Raw genomic sequence first — 21,264 nt, 5'->3', positions numbered from 1 at the left:
TTATGGCCGAAATTCTCGATCCGGTCGCCCACCAAATCGAACGCTCGCTCCTACAGTGAGAAGAGTCTTCGATGTGAGGAGCACCACAATGCCGTCCGTCATCATCATCGGCGCCGGATTCGGCGGGCTCGGCATGGCGATCGAGTTGCAACGCAATGGCTTCCGCGAGTTCACCATCCTGGAGAAGGCGGCCGGCCTGGGCGGGGTGTGGCGGGAGAACACCTACCCCGGGGCGGCCTGCGATGTGCCGTCGCCGCTGTACTCGTTCGCGCACGAGCCCAGACCGAAGTGGCGGCAGCGGTATTCGACACGCGAGGACATCTGGGCGTACATGCGCGGGATCGCCGAGCGGCATCGGCTGCTGGACCACATCGTGTTCGGGACCGAGGTCACCGAGGCGGAGTTCGACGAGACGACCGGGCAGTGGACGGTGCGCACCGCCGACGGCGTGACGCGCACCGCGGACGTGCTGGTCCCGGCCGTCGGGCAGTTGTCGCGCCCGGCCATGCCGCCGATTCCGGGCATCGAGGTGTTCGGCGGGGAATCCTTCCATTCGGCGCGGTGGGATCACGGGGTCGAACTGGCCGGCAAGCGGGTGGCCTGCATCGGGACCGGGGCCAGCGCGATCCAGTACATTCCCGAGATCCAGCCGCGGGCCACTCATCTGACCGTCTTCCAGCGCACCGCCGCCTGGGTGCTGCCCAAATTCGACACCGACTACAAGCCGGTGCATCAGCGGATCCTCATCTCGATTCCGGGAATGCCGAAGGCCGAACGCCTTTCGTGGTGGCTGCTCGGCGAGTTCATATCGCTGGGGCTGGTCGAGTTCCCCGGCATCGTGCGCGCGATCGCGCGGATCGCGGAGAAACATCTGGAGGTGAAGGTCGCCGATCCGGAGCTGCGCGCCAAGCTCACCCCGGACTACCCCATCGGCTGCAAGCGCGGACTGTTCTCCAACGACTACTTCCCGGCCCTCACCCAGCCCAATGTGCACGTGGAGACCACCGCCATCAGCGAAATCGTCCCCGAGGGCGTCCGCACCGCCGACGGCGTGCTGCACGAGGCCGACGTCATCATCTACGGCACCGGCTTCAAGGGCACGGAATTCCTGTGGCCCATGAAGATCCGGGGCCGCGGCGGCCGCAACCTGAGCGACGTGTGGGACGGCGGCGCCCATGCCTACCTGGGCATCACGGTCCCCGAATTCCCCAATATGTTCATGGTCTACGGCCCCAACACCAACCTGGGCGTCGGATCCGTCATTTACATGATCGAATCCCAGGCGCGCTACATCCGCCACGCCCTGCAACTCCTCGCCGAACGACCGCGCACCTATCTGGAAGTCCGACCCGAGGTCGAACTGGCCTTCAACGATGCCCTTCAGCAGCGCCTGGCCCGCACCCCGTGGAACTTCTGCACCAGCTGGTATCGGACGCCCTCGGGCCGCATCACCAACAACTGGCCCGCCACCACCCACCGCTACCGCCGCCGCACCCGCGCCCTGCGCCTCCCCGACTACACCTTCACCCCGATCCGGGGCTGATCGGTAACTGGTACGCGAAATTCCTTGCCCACCAGGTCATCTCAACCTCGGTGGGGAACACGGTGCTGGCAGCGGACACCGAGTGATCTGCTGCGGCCGTCTTCCACCAGCACCGAACCTTCCCGATTCCTCGGCTTCACCGCTCAATGAGAATCAGAAGGGCAATCCGTTGGTCAGTACCGGTGGCAAATGTCGGTGACCTGGCGCAGGTGCGGACCGAAGTCCGAGTTGATGTCGGTGGGCGCGCCCACCTGCTGCTGTTCGACGAGCAGGGCCTGGAAGGCGATGCGCCGCTGCCACATCGGCTGGTCGTAGGCCATCCGGAACGCGGCCTTGCGCGCGGGTGCGGCATCGAGCTGCGCCGCGACCTCGGGTTCCACCTGATGGAAGGCGGCGTCGATCTGGTCGAACGAGCAACTCGAGCTCAGCAACGGTTCGAGATCGCTCATCGGATCGGCGCCCGCCACTCCCGCACCGGACAGCGCCGCACCGGCGGCGAATCCGGCAATCGTCACTGCAATCACGCCTGCGTACCGCGCACTGATCAACCTCATGTGAGACCAACCTTTCGTAGTAGCTGGATCTGCGGATGACAACCGGCCCTCGTCCGGGCCGGACCGAAGGGTAGCCGAGGGCATCGGGGGCCGGAGCGCTGGACTCCGCACAACACCTTTGTCTCCACGCGCGAGTCGTCGTTGACCGCGCGTACCAGGCCACATAGTTTGTTCTCCCGTGCGCCGGAATTCTTGGCGGCGCAAGCAGTGGTCCGTGGTATCTGGAGCGTCGGCCGATACACACTGGAGGCGTTTTGAAGCTCGATGCCGCACGGTTCGGGAAACGCACGAATAGATCGACCAAACTATCGCGAACAATTCGATACTGGTGGCGCGCCGGACTGATCGGCGCAGTCACACTGCTGACGACGGCGATCGCGGTGCCCAGCGCCCGCGCCGATATCCCCTTCCCCGACAACGATCCGTTCTACGCGGCGCCTGCCAACCTCGGACAATTCGCGAACGGGTCGATTCTCAACTCCCGGCCGATCTCGGTGTTCGGGCAGTCGCTGCCGGTAGCGGGCTGGCAGGTCCAATACCGGACCACCGGCTCCAATGGCGAGGCCGCCGCCGATATGGCCACGGTCTTGAAGCCCGATACCCCGTGGAACGGGCCGGGTGATCGCCCGCTGCTGGCGTTCCAGGTCGCCGAGGACAGTCTCGGAACGCGGTGCGCGCCATCGTTCGCGCTGCGCGGCGGACGCGGCTTCTCCATCATCACCACGCTGCTGGATGTCCCGTTCCTGGCGCAGGCGCTGTGGCGCGGCTGGGCGGTGGTGGTGTCCGACTACCAGGGCCCGCAGTCCCGTTTCTTCGACGGCGTCAACTCCGGCCGGGCCGTGCTGGACGGCGTGCGCGCCGCCAAATCCTTTGCCCCGCTGGGCATTACCACCAACAGCGCACTCGGCGCGTGGGGTTACTCGGGCGGCGCCTTCGCCACCCTGTGGGCCATGCAGCTGCGGTCGAGCTACGCACCCGAGCTCCGGTTCGCGGGCGTGACCTCCGGCGGCGTGCCCGTGGACATCCCCTCCATGATGCGCGGGGTGGACGGCGGTTTCCAGGCCGGGCTCGCCGTGCTCATCCTGATCGCCCTGGCGCGCAACGATTCCGGCACCGGACTGGCCAAGATCCTCAATGACAACGGCCGCACGCTGATGGCCCGAGAGGCCAGCTCGTGCGCCGGCGACCTGGTGGTCCACCACGCCATGCGGCACCTCGACGAATACTCGACCGCACCGAATCTCGTCGGCAGCCAAGCGTTCAAGGCCGCCGCCATCCGTCAGGAACTGGGCGCCCAGGCCCCCGATACCCCGCTGTACCTCTACCACAGCAATGCCGACGACGTGATCCCGGCGGGAGGCTTCAGCGCCCTCGTCGACCGCTACTGCTCCCTCGGCGCAAACCTGACCGCCATCCACTCACAGATTCCCGGCCACAACCCAGCGGCAGTCGTGGAATCCCTGGGAGCCATGAACTTCCTGTCCGACCGCTTCGCCGGCAAACCGATGTCCCCCGGCTGCGACGTGCGCTGAGGCGTGCATGCAGGATCGGCCGCTACTCGCCGAAGGCGGCGAGGCCGGATTGCCAGGCGGCCGCGAGGTCGGCGTTGTTGGGGAAGCGGCCGTCGATTTCGAGGCTCACCATGCCGTGGGCGAAAGCCCAGAGGGCGCGGGCACGGGCCGGGTCGCCGCCGACGGCCGTGACGAGTGGTTGTGCCGTGCGCTCTTCCAGGTCGGGCGGGAGTAGGTCGCGGCGGAGTGGGCGGTAGTTCATGAGGCGGTATACGTGCGGGTGGGCCAGGGCGTAGTCGCGGTAGGCCTGCGCCACACCCGGGAGGCCCCGGGCGGAGGCGGTTTCCAGGGCCTGCGCCACCTCGGTGAAAGCCTGGGCCACTACCAGGGTTTCGAGGGCGGTCTTGTCGGGGACGTGTTTGTAGAGGGAGGGGGCTTTGATACCCAAGGCCTCGGCCACGTTTCGCATGGTCAAGGCCTCGGGGCCCTGGGTGTCCAAGAGGGTGCGAGCGGCGGCGGCGATCTGCCGCTGCCGCTCGGTGAGTGGTCCGGTCGGGTCAGGCACGGAGGAATCCGTCCGCGGTGCGGAGGCCGTAGCCGGCCATGCGGTCGATGCCGATGTGCAGCATCCAGGCCAGCAGGAAGGTGAACAGGGCCGGGATCTGGAGGGGGGCAAAGGTGTACGCGACGGCCAGGGCCAGGGGGATCCAGGTGCGGTGGGCGGTGTTGTAGAAGGGGACGGCCCGGCGGGGCAATTGGCCCTGCTGCACAGGGTCTTTGGCGCCGATGGCGGCGAAGAAGGTGAGGTCGGGGGCGATGAGGCCGGCCGTCAGGGCCAGCCACGAGCCGGTGCCGTGGTTGACGCCCTCGAGGATGGCGAAGGCGGCGAGGAAGACGGTCCAGGAGATCCATCCGGCCTTGCGGACCAGGGCCGGGAGGCGGTGATCGGTGGTGGCCGGCAGGTTGGCGGCGATGGTGGTCATCGGACCCTCCGAGGCTTCTAACTGGGGCTAACGTTGTTAGCCACCACGTTAGGCTAACGCCGTTAGCCCGTCAACCCCGGATGGTCAGGCGGCCATCGGCTCCGCCTCCGCGGCGGGCGAACCAGCCGGTTCCGCGGGATGGAAGCCCGGCAGGAACCGATCCACGTACGGGATCATCAGCTGGATCAGCGGTCCGATGGCGAACGCGTACACGACCGTGCCCACTCCGACGCTGCCGCCGAGGATCCAACCGGCGGACAATACCGTCGCCTCCAGCCCTGTCCGGATGACCCACACCGGCTTGCCCGTACGCCGAACCAGGCCAGTCATCAGGCCATCGCGTGGACCCGGCCCCATGCCCGCGCCGATATAGAGCACTGTCGCAATCGCATTGAGCACCACCGCCGCGGCCATGGCCGCGATCCGGATCGGCAACGCGTGCAACTCCGGCAGCAACCACAGCCCCGCGTCCACCGAGACGCCGATCACCACGACATTGCTGACCGTGCCCAGACCCGGCCGCTGCCGCAGGGGAATCCAGGCCAGCAGTACCGCCGCGCCCGTAATCGCCACGACCGTACCGAAACTCAGCGGCACCTGATCGGCCACGCCCTGGTGGAACACATCCCACGGATCCAGGCCGAGCGCGGCGCGGATCATCACGGCCATGGAGAAGCCGTACAACCAGAGTCCGACATACAGGGCGATGAGGCGGCGCAACAACATTGACCGAGCATGGCGACAACTGGCATGTAACCGGTAGAGCCAGTCGAAAAGATCTGGATACCAAGCTGGATATATCTTTTCGTACAAGAAACCGCGCAACGCCGTAGTTACGACGCGCGGAGACGCGTTGACCGCGAGGACCGGCCCGACGTAATTTTGTTTCTCCGATGCGCCGGAATTCTTGTCGGCGCGAGCAGCGGGTCCGTGATGTCTGGAGCGTCGGATGGTTCGACGCTGGAGGCGTTATGCGGCGGGACGGCGCAGGGTTCGGGGTACGCACGCGCGAATTCACGGTGCGCTCACATAAGGTTCGGCACTGGTGGCGCGCCGGGCTGATCGGCGCGGTGACCCTGCTGGCGGCGGCGGTCGCGGTGCCCGGCACTCGCGCCGACATCCCCTATCCCGACAATGATCCGTTCTACGCGGCGCCGATCGACCTGGGAGAGTTCGCCAACGGGGCAATCCTCAACTCCCGGCCCATCGCCGTCTTCGGGCTGCCGCTCCCGGTGGCGGGCTGGCAGGTGCAGTACCGCACCACCGATTCCGCCGGGGTAGCCGCCGCGGATGTGGCCACCGTCATGACGCCTCTCACACCTTGGACCGGTCCCGGCGATCGCCCGCTGCTGTCGTATCAGATCGCCGAGGACAGCCTCGGAACCCGTTGCGCCCCATCGTTCGCGCTGCGCGGCGGGCGCGACTTCTCCATCGCCACCACCCTGCTGGACGTGCCCTTCCTGGCCGAGGCGTTCCGCCGCGGCTGGGCCGTGGTGGTGTCGGACTACGAGGGCCCGCAGTCCCGATTCTTCGACGGCGTGAACTCCGGCCGGGCCGTGCTGGACGGCGTGCGCGCCGCCAAATCCTTTGCCCCACTCGGTACCACGGACTCCAGCCCGCTCGGAGCCTGGGGCTACTCGGGCGGCGCCTTCGCCACCCTGTGGGCCATGCAGCTGCGGGCGAGCTATGCGCCCGAGATCTGGTTCGCGGGTGCGACCTCCGGTGGCGTGCCCGCCGATATCCCCGCCATCGCGCGCGGCGTGGACGGCGGCTATCAGGCTGGGCTCGCGGTGCTGATCCTGCTCGCTCTGGCCCGCAACGACTCCGGCTCCGGACTGGCGGACACGCTCAATGACAGCGGCCGGGCGCTGCTGGCGCAGGAGGCGACCTCCTGCGGCGGCGATCTGGTGGCCCGCCACTTCTTCGGGCACGTCGACGACTACTCGAGCGTCCCGGACATCCTTGACAGCCAAGCCTTCCGGGCCGCCACCAGCCATCAGGAGCTGGGCGGCTGGGCGCCCGACGTGCCGCTGTACCTGTACCACAGCAACAACGACGACGTGATTCCGTCGGCGGGCTTCAGCGCGCTGGTGGACCGCTACTGCGCGCTGGGCGCGAACCTGACCGCCGTGCACTCGGCGATACCGGGCCACAATCCGGCCGCTGCCGGAGAAGCCTTGGGGGCCATGAACTTTCTGTCCGATCGCTTCGATGGCGACCCGGTGGACGCCGGGTGCACCGTCCGCTGACGATCGTCCGCAGCGGCCGGTGCACCCGCGCCAGAGCGTTACTGGTCGCCGGGCTGGGCCCACTTGGTGGTGCCGGGCGCCGCGTTCAGCGTGTTGATCAGGTCGATGCCGGCGATGAGCAGGGCGGGCCCGCCGACCACCAGGGTGCCGATGACCGCGCCGACCGCCGCGGCGACCGGGACCGTCGCCAGACCGAAAGCGCCACCGAGGAATCCGATCGCGCCGACCGCCGCGCCCACCGCCAGGCCCAGGAAACTGCCGATGGCCGTGCCGATGCCGAACTGGGTGCTGAACGCCTCCATCGCGTGCTGATTCTCGTTCGTCGAGGCCACCGGGTGCAGTGCCGGCGTGGCCGCGGCCACATCCTTGACCGCGGTCAGGGACAGGGTGGCGCCGTCATCGCTGACGGTGCCCGGCACCGGGTAGCTCAGGCCGTCCTGCTCGAAGGCCAGCGGCAGGCTGAGGACGGTCGCGCCCGCGGAGTCCTTGATGTTCACCGCTCGCCCGGCCAGCTCGAAGCTGCCGTTGGTGAGGGTGGTGACAACGGTATTGCCGACCAGTTGGGCCTGGTAACCGATGTCCGGCACCGCCGGATCCGCGTGTGCCACACCGGCTCCGGCGATGGCGACTGCCGTGACAACCGGCGCGGCGACAGCGGTGATCTTGCGCAGCATCATGGGTCTTCCAATCTTGATCAGGTGTTTGTGGCAACACACGGCTCAGTTGAAAGAATTCCCCCCTTTGCGACTGTGAGCCCGTGCTGCATCGGCAACGCGTTCTACTGGCAGACACGGTAGCGCGCGGCACCGACAGCCCGAATTATTTTCCGCTCGAGTGTTGCTAAAAAAGCAGTTCGATGCCGATTCCCAAGGCGCACACCAAAGCCACCACCAGCAGCGCCACCACGTCCGCGCGCCCCGGCGATCCCGGGCGGGCGGTCAGCTCGCCGGTGCCGCCGCGGGTGGTGATGGCCTCGCCGAGTTCGCCCGCCCGCCGGCTCGAGACCGCCATGCTCGCGGTCAGAATGTCGACCAGCGGGTTCTCCGACGCCCGATGCAGCAGCGAATCCTTGGGCCGCAGTTTGCGAGCCGCGCGCAGGATGCGCATCTCTTCCAGCAGCAGCGGCAGGCCGCGCAGGGTGAGCGCGACCACCACCGCCCACTCGTCCACCGGAATCGCGTGCCGGACCCCATGGCGTGTCCAGCCGATGCGCTTCAGCGGCGCACCCAATCTGGCCAGCGCGGGCGCCACCTCACCCATCGGCGTGGTCCAGGCGACCAGGAACGACGCACCCAGCAGCAGGAAGCCGAACAGGATCACCTGCGCGTACCGCAGCAGCGCCGACGCGCCGACCGGCGCGTTGATGGCCGCCCCGATCAGCACGCCCGCCCAGATCCACCACGGGAGCCGGGGCAGCGTGCCCAGCGGCAGCTTCGCCAGCAGGAACACCGCCACCAGGAACAGCGACGCGACACCCAGCAGCGCCCAGGACGGGATGAACATGAGCAGCACGCTGACGGCGAAGACGCCGATCATCTTGGTACCGGCCCAGAGTCGATGCACGGGGCTGTCGACGGGGACCTCGCGGAGCACGACGCTGCTCATCGGACACCTCCGGTGAAATCCTGAATCCGGTTGTCGTGCACTGCGGCGGCACCGTTCTCGACGAGGCGGCCGTCACGCAGGTGGACGGTGCGGTCGCACACCGCGGCCATGTCGGACACGTCGTGCGAGATGACGATGAGGGTCAGGCCCGAATCCCGGAGCCGGGCAAGCAGTTCCACCACTCCGGCGCGGCCCTTCGGATCCAGTCCGGCCAGCGGCTCGTCGAGCACCACCACCTGGGGATGGCTCGCCACGATCGCCGCCAGCACCACCCGCTTGGCCTGCCCGCCACTGAGCTCCTCGACCGAGCGCGAGGCCAGCGCCCGATCCAGCCCCACGGCGTCGAGGGCACGCGCGACCGCGTAACTGCCGCGGCCACCCCAGTCCTCGATCTCGGTGCCGACGTCCTGGCGCTGCAATTGCAGGCGGGAATGCTGGAAGGCCAGCTGCACGGCCCCGATCCGCTTGTGCACCGGACGGGTGGTGCCCATGGGTTCGCGCAGCACGCAGGTGCCGGCGGTGGGCGTGGTCAGCCCGGCCATGATCCAGGCCAGCGTGGACTTGCCGGAACCGTTGCCGCCCACGATGAGCAGGGCTTCGCCGCGGCGGACGCTCAGGTCGATGTCGTGCAGGGCGGGCGCTTCCCAGGGGGTGCCGCGGTTGTAGGTGTGGCCGACGCCCCGCAATTCGAGGACGGCGTCGCCCATGGGCCGGCGGCGTGGATCGCGAACGGGGCGCGGCCAGGCGGGCAGATGGCCGACCGAGCGGCCCTGTTCCAGATGGACGACCCGGTCCGCGGCAGCCGCGTCCGCCTCGTGATGGGTCACCAGGACCACGGCCATCGGATGCCGGCGCGGCAGGTCGGCCAGCAGTGCGACCAGGTCGCGACGACCCTCGGGGTCGATCATCGAGGTCGCCTCGTCGGCGATGAGCAGCGTGGGCTGCCGGGCCAGGGCAGCGGCCACCGCGAGCCGCTGCTGCTGGCCACCCGACAGGGTCGAGGTTTCGCGGCCGCCCATCCCGGCCAGGCCGACCTCGGACAGCAATCCGTCGATATCGACGGCCGCGGCATCGGCGGTGGGCAGGCCCCACACCACGTCATCCGCGACGAGCACGCCCAGCGTCTGGCTCTCCGGTCGCTGCAACACCATCGCGGTGCCGCCGCGCACGCCCAGACCGGCCGCGCCCAGCCGGGTGACCGTGCCCGCGGTCGGCGGGCGACCCGCGAGAATCCTGGTGAGCGTGGATTTTCCGGACCCGTTGTGGCCGACCACCGCCACGAATTCGCCGACGTCGACGGTCAGATCGATATCGTGCAGGGCATCGGTCTGCGCCCCCTCGTATCGGAACGCGACCTCCCGCAAGCTGACCGGCAGCGGCGCGACCGGACGCGGATCCGCGGGCGCTTCCAGCAGGCTGTCGCGGCCCGGCAGCCAGGACAGGCGATCCAGCACCCGCCCGAGCACGAACCAGGAGAACACTCCGCTGACCACCATGGCGGCGATGATGCCGCCGCCCACGAAGGCCCACCACCAGTGCAGCACGGTGTCGGTGTAGTCGGACACGGCACGGCCCAGCGGTTCCAGCGAAGACTGGCGCGACGCAAGGTTTTCGATGCCTGCCGCGGAGTTGCGGATGCTGTCGAACAGCAGGTGCCGTGACTGGGCGAAAACCAGCAGCATGCCGACCGTCAGGGCGGCCATCGCGGATCCGGCCACCGCCGACAGCGCCACCACCGCGGGCAGACCGCCTCGCCTGCGCTTGACGGTGCCGATGATCCCACCGATCACCGCGACGCCGACCAGGTTCTCGGCGGGCAGCAGCCCCGCCGCGACGAACGTCACCAGCGCCCCCGCGATGGTGGTCGCCAGCTGCGCCCGGAACCGGTGCCGATGCGCCAGCATCCCCATGGGCACCGCCGCCACCAGCTGCAGTGCCGCGGCGAAGGGCACCAGCGACCCGAGGGTCACCAGCCCCACCGTCGCCCCGCCCAGCACGGCGGACGCGGCCAGCTCGATGGGCCGCAACGCCCCTGTGGGAAGCGTCGCCCCAGCGCTGCTCCCGGCGCGGGACACGCCAACCTGCTCGGCCAGGCCGCCGCGAATCCGGTACGAATCGGTCACGCCTACCAGTCTGCCGTGTCCGCACCCCAACCCACCGCGACCTCTCAACATCTCCACAGACTGCAGGCAGTGCCGCCACAAATATCGGCGGTCGATCAGCGGAAACACCAGCCCCTATGGCATGGCCGACCCTCCCGCAGATCGGCCCACATTCCCGGCCGCTAGGCCGGACGCTGGTCGATGAGGTTGGCGAAGATGTGGGTGATGCGGGTCGTGAGGGCTTCGGGGGTGGTGCCGGATTGGGTTGCGCGGAGGCCGAATTTGCCGTCGACGGTGAGGGCGGCCATGCCGTGGGCCAGCGACCACCAGGCCAGGGCCAGGGTTTCGGCGTCAGGCAATGTCCGATCTCGTTCTCGTCACCGGCGCTTCCGGCTATGTCGCGGGCCATGTCATCCAGGAGCTGCTCGGCCAGGGCTATCGGGTGCGCGGCACCGTGCGCTCGGCCGCCCGCGCCACCGCGGTGGCCGAACTCCTGCCCGGCGTCGAGCTGGCCGAGGCCGATCTGGGCTCGGACGCGGGCTGGGCCACGGCCGTCGCGGGTTGCCGCTACGTGCTGCACACCGCCTCACCCTTCCCCTCCGGCGTTCCCGAGCACGAGGACGAACTCGTCCGCCCCGCCGTGGACGGCACGCTGCGGGTGCTGCGGGCGGCCGCCGGGAGCGGTGTCGAACGGGTCGTCGTGACCTCCTCCATCGCGGCGGTCGAGGTCGGCAACGAAGGGCATCTGCTCACCGAGGCGGACTGGTCCGACACCGAACAGTGCGACGCCTACCAGAAGAGCAAGACCCTGGCCGAGCGCGCCGCCTGGGACTTCGCCGCGCAGCACCCGAATCTCGAACTGGCCGTGATCAATCCGGGCATGATCATCGGCCCCATCCTGCGCGCCGAGGCCGGCACCTCGGTGGACGGCATTCGCGTCCTGCTGGCCGGGGGCATGCCCGGCGTCCCCCGGCTGAGCTTCGCGACCGTGGATGTCCGCGACCTCGCGGTGGCGCATCGGCTCGCCATGGAAACCCCGCAGGCCGCGGGCAATCGCTACATCTGCGCGGGCGAGGAACTCTCCTTCCCGCAGATGGCGCAGATCCTCGCCCAGCGCTATCGGGTCGCGACCCGCGTGCTCCCCGACTGGCTCGTCCGCCTGAGCGCCCGGTTCAACCCCGACGCCCGCACCGCCGTCCGCTTCCTCGGCCGCGCAGCACAGCTGAGCGCCGCCAAGGCCGAGCACGACCTGAACTGGACCATGCGCCCCGTGGCGGATTCCCTGCTCGACACCGCGGAGAGCCTCATCCACTTCGGCCTGGTGCCCGCGCCCCGCCCAGCCCGCTCCGCCGCCTGAGTCAGGGAGCTTCCACCGAGGGATGTCGCCCGATTCCCCCGCACCGCGAGGTCCCCGATCATGGTTCGCCGGCGGGGTAGGGTGGCGAAAGAGGGTGGGGCAGTGGGAGATTGCGGAGGGCTTATGCGGCGCGGGAACGGGCTGGAGATTCCGGAGACGCTCGAGGACGTGTGCTCGCCGGAGAAGATGGCGGTCGTCGTGTACGACATGCAGGTCGGGGTGCTCGGGCAGCTCGACGCCGGCCCGGCGATCACCGAACGGGTCGCGCGGGTCGTCGAGGCCGCGCGGCGCGGCGGCTACCCCGTGATCTTCCTGCGGCACTTCTTCCTGCCGAAGCGCCTCATGGGAACCTTCGCATTGCGCATGGCCATGACCTGGCAGGGCGTGGACTCCGCGGACGAGGTGGTGCCGATGCTGCAGCGGGACACCCCGGGATTCGAGCTGGTGCCGGAGCTTCGGCCGCAAGCGGGCGAGACCGTCTTCGACAAGACCTCGATGTCGGCGTTCGAGGGCACCCCGCTGGCCTCCACCCTGCGGGACCTCGGGATCGGCGCGTACGCCATCGTCGGCGTCGCGCTCGAGATCGGCATCGCGCCGACCGTATGCCACTCCACCGATCTGGGTTTCATCCCGGTCGTGATCCGGGACGGCGTCGGCGGGCGGGACGAGCCCGGACAGCAGCGCGCGTGGGACGATTTCGCCTTCCAGGGCCACGCCATCGTCACCGACATCGACACCATCGTGCCGCTGCTCGAGAAGTCGAGCTAGCCGAAACGGTCAGTCGGAGCTGGGAATCCAGGCCGGATGCCAGAGTCGTCCGGTCTCGGTCCAGTTCATGAAGCGCACGGTGCCGGTGAGTTTCGGCGTCACCCACACCGCGTCCTTGCGCTCGTCGGCGGTGAGTTCATTGTCGAACGGGCTGGTCTTGCGTGCCAGGCGGCGCAGCCGATCGGCGAGGTCGCTCATCTCCTGCTCGCTGAACCCGGTGCCGACCCGGCCCAGGTAGTACAGCTCCCCCTCGTGCGGAACACCGACCAGCAGCGAAGCGAACTGCCGCACCTCCGATCTCCGGTAGCCGCCGATCACCACCGACAGCGTCCGCCAGTTCCGGGTCTTGATCCACGACTGCCCGCGCCGCCCGGGCAGATATACCGAGTCCCGCCGCTTGGCGACCACGCCCTCCATGCCGTGATCCTGGCTGTACCGCAGGGCTTCCGCACCCGGCCCGCCCAGCTGTCTCGGCACGATCAGCGAACGCGCCTGCCCGGCAAGGGCTTCCAGCACCCGCCGCCGGTCGTCGTAGCGTTTGCGGATCAGCGAGGTGCCGTCCAGATACAGCAGGTCGAAGGCCAGGAAGACCGCCCGCGTCGAATCCTCCCGCAGCAGGCCGAGATTCGCGCCGCCGTGATCGTCGAAGACCACCGCCTCGCCGTCGAGCACCGCGCTGTGCCCGGACAGTTCCGAACCCAGCACCGCCAGGCCCGGATATTTCCCGGTGACCATATGCCCGGCCCGGCTGCGCAGCGTGACCGCGCCGTCCTCGATCTCGGCGATCAGCCGGAACCCGTCCCACTTGGTCTCGAAGGCCCAGTGCTCGGCGTCCAGGGTCCCGACATCACCCGCCGTGGCCAGCATGGGTTTCAGCCCCCGCGGCATGGGCGCGGGGGTGCGCGGCGCGGCCGGAACCGGCTGCGCCCCATCGCCTTCCATCCCCGGCGGCGTCTGATCCTTCATCAGGTGCATGAGCCACTGGTTGCCGCTGGTCTGGATCAGCGCGTACCGCCCCGTCAGCCGCTGCCCGCGCAGCCAGACGATGACCTCGTCGTCACGCCACTTCTCGGTCTCGTAGGTGCCGGTATCCCAGATGGTCATCTCGCCGCCGCCGTACTCGCCCTTGGGGATGGTCCCGTGAAAGGTGAGGTACTCCATCGGATGGTCCTCGGTGTGCACGGCCAGGCGGTTCTCGCCGGTATCGGTGGGTGGGCCCTTGGGCACCGCCCAGGACACCAGCACGCCCTCGCGTTCCAGCCGGACATCCCAGTGCAGCCGCCGGGCGTGATGCTCCTGCACCACGAACCGATTCCCCGGACCGGCGTCTGGCGGGCCCGGCGGGACCGGTTCGGGTGTGCGCCGCGGGTCACGCATGGAGCGGTAGGTGTCGAGCCGGTCCGGAACCGGTTCCGGCAGTGGCTCGTCCAATCCTTCGAGCAGATCCCCCTGCTCATGCCAGCGCCGTAGCACCTCGTCGAAGCGCAAGTGCCGCAGCCGCTTCGGCTTCTCGATCTCCGGCCAGGCCCGGGGCGCGGCCACCCACGGCTCGGTGCGCCCGCGCAGCGAATACGGCGCGATGGTGGTCTTGGCCGGATTGTTCTGGCTCCAGTCCAGGAATACCTTGCCCCCGCGCGCCGATTTCGCCATGGTGGCCGTCACCAGCTCCGGCCGCAGCTGCTGCAGGTTGGTGGCGACCTGCTTGGCCACCGCCGACGCCCCGTTCGGCCCGAGTCTGCGGTCCAGCGGCACGTAGACGTGAATTCCCTTGGAGCCGCTGGTGACCGGGTATGCCTCCAGCCCCACCTCGCGCACCACGTCCCGCAGGATGAGCGCCACCTCGGCGCACTGCGCCAGCCCGGCCCCCGGCCCGGGATCCAGGTCGAACACCAGGCGGGTGATGTCCCCGACCTCGGCCCCGTCGAAACGCCATTGCGGCACATGCAGTTCCAGCGCCGCCTGCTGCCCGAGCCAGGCCATGCCCGCGAGATTGTCGATGAGCGGGTACGTGACCGGCCGGTCGGAATGCCGAACCGTCCGCCGCGCCAGCCACTTCGGCGCGTGCTCGGCCAGGTTCTTCTCGAAGAACGACTGCTCGTCCACCCCGTTCGGCCACCGCTTGCGGGTCACCGGCCGCTGCGCGATATGCGGCAGCAGGGCCGGGGCGATGGCCGTGAAATAGTCGATGACCTCCCCCTTGGTGGTCCCGGTGGCCGGGTACAGCACCTTGTCGAGGTTGGTCAGCCCAACCTCGATACCCCCGAAATCCCTGCGGGACCCCATGACAGCAGTTTAGGTCCGGGTCCCGGCAAAAACCGGCAACCCGAAGCGCCCCGGAGGAATTCGCGCCATCCGTGAAATGCCAACGGGCCGTTCAGGTCAGCGACGGGGACCCCGCCACTCCCGAACAGCCCGTGGAACGACCGGTGCGACCACTGCGCGACGCCGCGACGATTACGCCTTGGGCTGTTCGCCCTCCGCGGCCTCCGCAGCGGGTTCCGGGGCCGGTTCGGCCGCCGCCGCGGCGGGTGCCGGCTCCGCGGCCGGTTCGGCTGCGGGAGCCTCCGCGGGGGCCGCGGCCGGCGCCTCGGCGACCGCCTCGGGCTTGATGGCCGACTTGACCGCCTCCGCGCCCTTGTCGATCTGGGCGGAGAACTTCCCCCCGGTCTTCTCGTCGATCACATGTCCGGCCTTATCGACCGCCTGCTCGATCTTCTCGGCGTTCTGGGCCGCCACCTCTTTGCCCTTGCCGACCAAGCCCTTGAGCGTGTCCATGAGACTCACAGCGCTGCTCCTTCAATCTCGGTCCGTTATTGGCGAACATCTTCCCACCACGAATCCCGTGGTGGGAGGCCAATCGGGTCGATCCGCTCGCCCGGCTTCGGCACGGCGATACGTGTCCCCGCCGCCTCCGCCGACTCGACCAACCGGCGGACCGGCTCCGACCAGCCGTGGAAGGCGAGATTGAAGGTGGCCCAGTGGATCGGCACCAGCAGCCCGTAACCCGCATCGCCGACACACAGATCGGCGTGGGCGCGCACCGCCTCCTCGGGGTTCATGTGCACATCCGGCCAGTGCCGGTCGTAGGCGCCGATGGGCAGCAGGGTCAGGTCGAACGGGCCCAGCCGCGTACCCGCCTCCGCGAAGGCCTTGGTGTAGCCGGTGTCGCCGCCGAAGTAGACCCGGCGGGTGGGACCGGCGATCGACCAGGACGCCCACAGCGTGGTGTTGCGAACCAGCCCGCGGCCGGAGAAGTGCCGCGCCTCCGCGCAGGTGATCACCAGATCGGTGCCGTCACCGTGATCCCGCTGCAGCTCCGACAGCGAAACCGAAGCGGCCCAGTCCAATTCGACAATGCGATGCTCGGGCACCGCCCAATGCCGCAGATGCGCGCCGATGCCGATCGGCACGATGAACACGCAGTCCTGACTGTCCACCAGCTCGATCACGGTGTCGCGATCCAGATGGTCGTAGTGGTCGTGCGAGATGAGCACCGCGTCCAGCGCCGGCAGCGCCGACAGCGGCGACGGCACCGGATGCAGCCGGGCCGGACCCACCAGCGGCGACGGCGAGACCCGCTCGCTCCACACCGGATCGGCCAGCACCCGGTAGCCGTCCACCTCGATCAGGCAGGTGGCGTGCCCGTACCAGGTGACGGCCAGGTCCGCCGCCCGCTCCGGCAGCGCGGGCGTCACCAGCGGGATCGTCCCGGCCGGGCGGCCCCGGTTGCGCTGGGTGGCCAGCTGATACAGCAGCTCCAGCGGGGAACCGATGATCTGGCTGCTCGGTTCGGTGTTGTGGAACTGCCGATCCCGATAGGTGGTCGCCCCGCGCGCCGTCGTCGCGATGGCGGACATGGAGGCGCCCATGGCGGAGGGAATCCCCCACGCCGCCCGCACCAACCAGGAAAGACCGAATGCACCCGCAGACATACCCACCAGTTTCCGCGCATTCGCGGTCGCGCGCTGCCCCTTCACTTGCCCTCGAACTTCGCGGGCCGCTTTTCCTGGCGTGCCACGCGCGCCTCCTGTGCGTCGGCACTCTGCCACGCCGCGTCCAGCGCCGCGGTCTGCTCGAGGGAGTCGGTACCGCGGGTGTCGTCGTCGTTGAACACCAGTTTCAGATGCCGCAGCGACAGCGGCGCGAGTTCGGCGATCTGCTTGGCCCAGGCCTGCGCGTCGGCCAGCGTGCCGATCCGGTTGGCGAAGCCGAAGTGGTACGCGTCCGCGGCCTGCACCCGCTCGGCGCCCATCAGAATGGTGCGCGCCGGGCCGGGCCCGATCAGGTTGGACAACCGGCGCACGGTCCAACGGTCCACGGAGATACCGAGTTTCGCCGCCGGCACGGCGATGAAGGAGTCCGGCGTCATGACCCGAAGGTCCGACGCCAGGGCCAGCTGCACGCCCGCGCCCAGCGCCCCGCCGTTGATGGCCGCGATCACCGGCACCGGGATCGTCTCGATGGTGCGCAGCATGCCGAGCAGCCCCGTCAGGAACCTGTCCGAATACACACCGTCCAGATCCGCGCCCGCGCTGAAGATCGGCCCCTGGCCGGTCAGCACGATCACGCGGGCCGAGGTCGCGGCCTCCTCGAGCGCCGCGTGCAGCTGCCCGATCAGCTCCTCGTTCAGGGCGTTCCGGCGATCCGGACGCTGCAGTTCGATGGTCACTACCTCGCCATCGCGGCTGACTCCGAGCATCTGTCTCTTTCCCACTGTCCAACTCACCTGCGCTTTCGACCCATGATCGGCTTTCACTCTAAGTGCGCGTACCGTCGGGCCGGTGATCGCAACACCCGATGTCGACATCCTCGTAATCGGCGCCGGTCAGGCCGGTTTATCGGTCGGATATCACCTGCGACGGCTCGGTTTGCGGCCGGAACAGGACTTTCTCATTGTCGACCACGCTCCCGCGCCCGGCGGGGCGTGGCAGTTCCGATGGCCGTCACTGACATTGAGCAACGTCAATCGGGTGCACGATCTTCCGGGCATGTCGTTCGCGGAGACGCTGCCCGAGGGCTCGGAGAACGCGCAGGCGGCCACGGCCGTGCCGCACTACTTCGAGCTCTACGAGAAGCGCTTCGATCTGCGGGTGCACCGGCCGGTGTCGGTCGGCCTGGTGTGCGACCGGGCCACCGCGGCCACCTGCCCGGATCAGGAGGTCGACGGGCTGCTGCACGCGGAGCTGACACCGGACGCGACGCTGCGGGTGCGCGGGCTGGTGAATGCGACCGGCACCTGGGACAAGCCGTTCATTCCCTACTACCGGGGCGCGGACACCTTCGCGGGGCGTCAGCTGCACGCCCACGATTACCGCACCGCAACGGAATTCGCGGGCAAGCACGTGGTCGTGGTGGGCGGCGGGATCACCGCCGTCCAACTGCTGGACGAGATCTCGCAGGTCACCGGCACCACGTGGGTGACCCGGCGCGAACCCGTGTTCCGCTCAGGGCAATTCGCACCCGAGGACGGACGGGCGGCGGTGGCCATGGTGGAGGACCGTGTGCGGCGCGGACTCCCGCCCGGCTCGGTGGTTTCGGTCACCGGCCTGCCCGAGGACGCGCGGGTGCGGGCCATGCGCGAGCGCGGCGTGCTGGACCGGCGGCCCATGTTCGACCACCTCGAAGCCGGCGGAATCCGCTGGGCCGACGGCACTTTCCAGCACGCCGACGTGATCCTGTGGGCCACCGGATTCCGCAGCGCCCTCGACCATCTGGCCCCGCTCCGGCTGCGTGGTCCCGGCGGCGGCATCACCATGGGCGGTCGGCTCGCCACCCGGGTCGAGGCCGATCCGCGCATCCACCTGATCGGCTACGGCCCGTCCGCCAGCACCATCGGCGCGAATCGCGCGGGCCGGGCCGCCGCCGTCGAATTGACCTCGTACCTGGGCATTCCCACCCAGCACGAGCCCTGAGCTCAGGCGGGGGCGTCCATATCGAAAATGTCCGGATCCGCGCCCTGCCGCGCGCCCTTGTCGATACCGGCGATCTGCGTCATCTCCCGGCCGGACAGCTCGAAATCGAAGACCGCCAGGTTCTCCGCCATCCTCGACGGCATCGTGGACTTCGGAATGGCCACATTCCCCAGCTGCATGTGCCAGCGCAGGATGATCTGCGCGGGCGTCCGGCCGAGCTTGTCCGCCAGCGCGATGATGACCGAGTCGTTGAACTCCGCCCCGCGCCCCAGCGGACTCCATGCCTCGGTCACGATGCCGTGCGCGGCGTGAAAAGCCCGCAGCTCCGACTGCGCGTAATACGGATGCAGCTCAACCTGATTGATGGCCGGCACCTCACCGGTCTCACCCATCACCCGTTCCAGGTGCGCCCTGGTGAAGTTGGAGACGCCGACCGAGACCACCCGGCCCTGCCGCTTGAGCGTCTGCAGCGCGCGGAAGGTGTCGACGTACAGATCGGCCGCGGGCAGCGGCCAGTGGATCAGGAAGAGGTCGATGGTGTCCAGGCCCAGTCGCTTGACGCTGGCGTCGAAGGCGCGCATGGCGGCGTCGTAGCCGTGGTCGGCGTTCCACAGCTTGGTGGTGACGCACACCTCGTCCCGCGGTAGGCCCGATTCGCGGACCGCGCGGCCGACCTCCTCCTCATTGCCGTAGAAGGCGGCGGTGTCGATGCTCCGGTAGCCGAGCTCGAGGGCCGTCGTAAGGGTGCCGACCGCCTCGTCGCCGACGACGTTGTACACACCGAACCCTAGCTTCGGCATGACCTGGCCATCATTGAGCACTATCGCTGGGATGTCGCTGGCCTCGAACCGATAAGTCACCGTTCCGAAGGTAGAAGCGCCGTTCCACCCCGTCAACCGAACACACGATAGGGAAGCAGCCGGATTGGATCCGCACACTGGCAACTTCTCAGCGTCGCCCTGGTGGGGTGTGAGGAGAACTACGACCCGAGACCCAGGCGACGGTATCGCAACTGCCGTGCGGCCGGCAGATCCGCGGCGGACCGACTGGTGAGGTCGGCCAGTTCGTCGGCAATGGCCGCCACCATGCGCAGCGCGAAATCCACCGGCTCGTCCGCGGCATCGGGATACTCGGGCACGATGCGGTCCACGATCCCGTCGGCCCGCAGATCCTGTGCGCGAATCCGCTGGGCGGCAGCCAGTTCCGGGGCGTGCCCGATATCGCGGTAGACGATCTCGCTCGCGCCCTCCGGCGGGAGCGGAGCCAGCCAGCCGTTCGCGGCCGCCAGCACCCGGTCCGCCGGCAGCAGGGCCAGCGCGCCACCGCCGGTGCCCTGGCCGAGCAGCACCGACACCGTCGGCGTATCGAGGGTGACGAGATCGGCTATGCAGCGGGCGATTTCGGGCGCCAGGCCACGCTCCTCCGCCTCACGGGACAACGCGGCGCCCGCGGTATCGATGACCAGGACCAGGGGGACGTGAAGTTCGGCGGCCAGATGCATGCTGCGCCGGGCCTCGCGCAATGCCGCCGGACCCATGGTGTTCTCGGGCGACTGCCCCGCGCGATCGTGACCGAAGACGATGCAGGGCTGACCGCGGAAACGGGCGAGCGCGTGCACGACGGTGCGATCCAGCTCGCCCTGTCCGGTGCCGGACAACGGAACTCGATCAGTGGCGTGGCGCAGCAACTCCCGGATTCCCGGCCGATCGGCCCGCCGCGAGATGAGCACCGACTGCCAGCCGTCGACGTCGCCGGTATCGAGCAGCGCCGAGCCGCGCCGCTCCGCCGCACCCGCCTGGAAGGAATCGACGCCCTCCTCGGAACGGCTTGGGCCGCTGTCCCTTTCGGGCAGCGGCAGCGGTCCGTCGCACAGGACGTTCAGCGCGCGGTGTGCGATCCGGCGGAAAACCGGCACCGGTACGACTCCGTCGATAACGCCATTGTGATAAAGGTTTTCGGCCGTCTGCACGCCCTCGGGGAACTGTTTCCCGTACAGCGCCTTGTAAACCCGCGGCCCGAGAAAACCGACCAGCGCGCCCGCCTCGGCAAATGTCATGTGCCCCAACGATCCCCACGAGGCGAACACCCCACCCATGGTCGGGTCGCGCAGATACACCAGATACGGATGCCCCGCCGCCTTGTGCGCGGCCAGGGCCCCGGCGACTTTCACCATCTGCACGAAAGCGACTGTGCCCTCCTGCATTCGGGTACCGCCGGAGGTCGGCGAGGCGAGCAGCGGCAGTCCCAGCTCGGTGGCACGCTCCACCGCCGACACGATGCGCTCGGCCGCGGCCACCCCGATGGACCCCGCGAGAAACCCGAACTCACACGCGAGCACGGCGACCCGCCGCCCGCGCAGCAACCCCTCCCCGGTGAGCACCGCCTCATCGGTGCCCGCCGTTGCCGCAGCAGCCAGCATTTCCTCGCGATACCCGGCCGATGCCGCCACCGCAACGGGTGGCCGATCCCAGCTCACGAAGGAACCGGGATCGAGCAATGCGCCGAGCAATTCCCGCGCCGAGATCTTCATGAGGCATGAGAGTAGCTACAAATGGCACACCCTCAGTTCGCGGCCCGCCTCGGCCTGGACTGCGGCTTGATCGACCCCCGCCTTGGAGCCGGGGGAGCGAAGCGGAGGAGCGGAGGAGGGAAGGCCGAGGTACCGGCTCCAATAGGCCTG

At 69.1% G+C, this 21,264-nt stretch carries 20 protein-coding genes; 6 read left to right on the top strand and 14 right to left on the bottom strand.

Going from position 1 to position 21,264, the window contains the following annotated elements; genetic code table 11:
• Window positions 1-88 precede the first annotated feature (88 nt).
• On the top strand, window positions 89-1,543 hold the full coding sequence (locus ACWEQQ_RS17050) for a flavin-containing monooxygenase (protein WP_452338101.1): 1,455 nt from the start codon (window positions 89-91) through the stop codon (window positions 1,541-1,543).
• A 173-nt stretch (window positions 1,544-1,716) separates the two neighbouring features.
• Here ACWEQQ_RS17050 and ACWEQQ_RS17045 read toward each other — a convergent pair whose 3' ends face one another.
• On the bottom strand, window positions 1,717-2,097 hold the full coding sequence (locus tag ACWEQQ_RS17045; RefSeq protein ID WP_452348834.1) for a hemophore-related protein: 381 nt from the start codon (window positions 2,095-2,097) through the stop codon (window positions 1,717-1,719).
• 380 nt (window positions 2,098-2,477) lie between these two features.
• On the opposite strand from ACWEQQ_RS17045, the gene ACWEQQ_RS17040 reads away from it, so the two are divergent.
• Window positions 2,478-3,629, top strand: a complete 1,152-nt coding sequence (locus tag ACWEQQ_RS17040) for a lipase family protein (protein WP_452348833.1) — start codon at window positions 2,478-2,480, stop codon at window positions 3,627-3,629.
• Window positions 3,630-3,651: 22 nt separating this feature from the next.
• Here ACWEQQ_RS17040 and ACWEQQ_RS17035 read toward each other — a convergent pair whose 3' ends face one another.
• From ACWEQQ_RS17035 to yczE, 3 genes are all read right to left on the bottom strand, one after another.
• Entirely contained in the window at window positions 3,652-4,173 is a 522-nt protein-coding gene (locus ACWEQQ_RS17035) for a TetR/AcrR family transcriptional regulator (protein ID WP_452348832.1), read from the bottom strand.
• Window positions 4,166-4,591: a DUF4260 family protein gene (locus tag ACWEQQ_RS17030; protein WP_452348831.1), complete on the bottom strand. Its 426-nt coding sequence runs from the start codon at window positions 4,589-4,591 to the stop codon at window positions 4,166-4,168. The genes ACWEQQ_RS17035 and ACWEQQ_RS17030 overlap by 8 nt, the downstream gene beginning before the upstream one ends.
• 84 nt (window positions 4,592-4,675) lie before the next feature.
• Window positions 4,676-5,317 (bottom strand): membrane protein YczE, encoded by a 642-nt coding sequence (yczE, locus tag ACWEQQ_RS17025; RefSeq protein ID WP_452348830.1) that lies wholly within the window; start codon window positions 5,315-5,317, stop codon window positions 4,676-4,678.
• Window positions 5,318-5,562: 245 nt separating this feature from the next.
• Between yczE and ACWEQQ_RS17020 the strand changes: the two genes are divergently transcribed.
• Complete coding sequence (locus ACWEQQ_RS17020) at window positions 5,563-6,840, top strand: lipase family protein (RefSeq protein ID WP_452348829.1); 1,278 nt, start codon at window positions 5,563-5,565, stop codon at window positions 6,838-6,840.
• Window positions 6,841-6,878: 38 nt separating this feature from the next.
• On the opposite strand, the gene ACWEQQ_RS17015 is transcribed toward ACWEQQ_RS17020, so the two are convergent.
• The 4 genes from ACWEQQ_RS17015 to ACWEQQ_RS17000 all read right to left on the bottom strand — a co-directional run bounded on the left by ACWEQQ_RS17015 (window position 6,879) and on the right by ACWEQQ_RS17000 (window position 10,906).
• A complete protein-coding gene (locus ACWEQQ_RS17015) occupies window positions 6,879-7,517 on the bottom strand; it encodes an ammonium transporter (RefSeq protein ID WP_452348828.1) in 639 nt (212 codons plus the stop codon).
• A gap of 163 nt (window positions 7,518-7,680) precedes the next feature.
• The gene (locus tag ACWEQQ_RS17010) at window positions 7,681-8,445 is read right to left on the bottom strand and encodes an energy-coupling factor transporter transmembrane component T family protein (RefSeq protein WP_452348827.1); all 765 of its coding nucleotides are present in this window, start codon (window positions 8,443-8,445) and stop codon (window positions 7,681-7,683) included.
• Complete coding sequence (locus tag ACWEQQ_RS17005) at window positions 8,442-10,568, bottom strand: ABC transporter ATP-binding protein (RefSeq protein ID WP_452348826.1); 2,127 nt, start codon at window positions 10,566-10,568, stop codon at window positions 8,442-8,444. The genes ACWEQQ_RS17010 and ACWEQQ_RS17005 overlap by 4 nt, the downstream gene beginning before the upstream one ends.
• A 161-nt stretch (window positions 10,569-10,729) precedes the next feature.
• Window positions 10,730-10,906, bottom strand: coding sequence for a hypothetical protein (locus ACWEQQ_RS17000; RefSeq protein WP_452348825.1), 177 nt, complete (start codon window positions 10,904-10,906; stop codon window positions 10,730-10,732).
• Here ACWEQQ_RS17000 and ACWEQQ_RS16995 point away from each other — a divergent pair.
• Window positions 10,906-11,904 (top strand): SDR family oxidoreductase, encoded by a 999-nt coding sequence (locus tag ACWEQQ_RS16995; RefSeq protein WP_452348824.1) that lies wholly within the window; start codon window positions 10,906-10,908, stop codon window positions 11,902-11,904. The genes ACWEQQ_RS17000 and ACWEQQ_RS16995 overlap by 1 nt on opposite strands.
• Window positions 11,905-12,027: 123 nt before the next feature.
• Window positions 12,028-12,672, top strand: coding sequence for a cysteine hydrolase family protein (locus ACWEQQ_RS16990; protein WP_452348823.1), 645 nt, complete (start codon window positions 12,028-12,030; stop codon window positions 12,670-12,672).
• Between the two features lie 9 nt (window positions 12,673-12,681).
• Here ACWEQQ_RS16990 and ACWEQQ_RS16985 read toward each other — a convergent pair whose 3' ends face one another.
• From ACWEQQ_RS16985 to ACWEQQ_RS16970, 4 genes are all read right to left on the bottom strand, one after another.
• On the bottom strand, window positions 12,682-14,955 hold the full coding sequence (locus tag ACWEQQ_RS16985) for an ATP-dependent DNA ligase (protein WP_452348822.1): 2,274 nt from the start codon (window positions 14,953-14,955) through the stop codon (window positions 12,682-12,684).
• A 171-nt stretch (window positions 14,956-15,126) separates the two neighbouring features.
• The gene (locus ACWEQQ_RS16980) at window positions 15,127-15,447 is read right to left on the bottom strand and encodes an antitoxin (RefSeq protein WP_379435866.1); all 321 of its coding nucleotides are present in this window, start codon (window positions 15,445-15,447) and stop codon (window positions 15,127-15,129) included.
• A gap of 35 nt (window positions 15,448-15,482) precedes the next feature.
• Window positions 15,483-16,604, bottom strand: coding sequence for an MBL fold metallo-hydrolase (locus ACWEQQ_RS16975; protein ID WP_452348821.1), 1,122 nt, complete (start codon window positions 16,602-16,604; stop codon window positions 15,483-15,485).
• 41 nt (window positions 16,605-16,645) lie between these two features.
• On the bottom strand, window positions 16,646-17,371 hold the full coding sequence (locus ACWEQQ_RS16970) for an enoyl-CoA hydratase (protein WP_452338313.1): 726 nt from the start codon (window positions 17,369-17,371) through the stop codon (window positions 16,646-16,648).
• A gap of 82 nt (window positions 17,372-17,453) precedes the next feature.
• On the opposite strand from ACWEQQ_RS16970, the gene ACWEQQ_RS16965 reads away from it, so the two are divergent.
• Window positions 17,454-18,584, top strand: a complete 1,131-nt coding sequence (locus ACWEQQ_RS16965; RefSeq protein WP_452348820.1) for an NAD(P)-binding domain-containing protein — start codon at window positions 17,454-17,456, stop codon at window positions 18,582-18,584.
• Between the two features lie 2 nt (window positions 18,585-18,586).
• Here the strand turns inward: ACWEQQ_RS16965 and ACWEQQ_RS16960 are convergent, their stop codons facing one another.
• A complete protein-coding gene (locus tag ACWEQQ_RS16960; RefSeq protein ID WP_452348819.1) occupies window positions 18,587-19,444 on the bottom strand; it encodes an aldo/keto reductase in 858 nt (285 codons plus the stop codon).
• Window positions 19,445-19,563: 119 nt separating this feature from the next.
• Window positions 19,564-21,114 (bottom strand): carboxyl transferase domain-containing protein, encoded by a 1,551-nt coding sequence (locus tag ACWEQQ_RS16955; protein ID WP_452348818.1) that lies wholly within the window; start codon window positions 21,112-21,114, stop codon window positions 19,564-19,566.
• Window positions 21,115-21,264: the final 150 nt, after the last annotated feature.

Source organism: Nocardia sp. NPDC004123 (assembly GCF_053603795.1).
The sequence above is the reverse complement of the archived record's forward strand: the minus strand, read 5'-3'. Positions and strand labels throughout refer to the sequence as shown.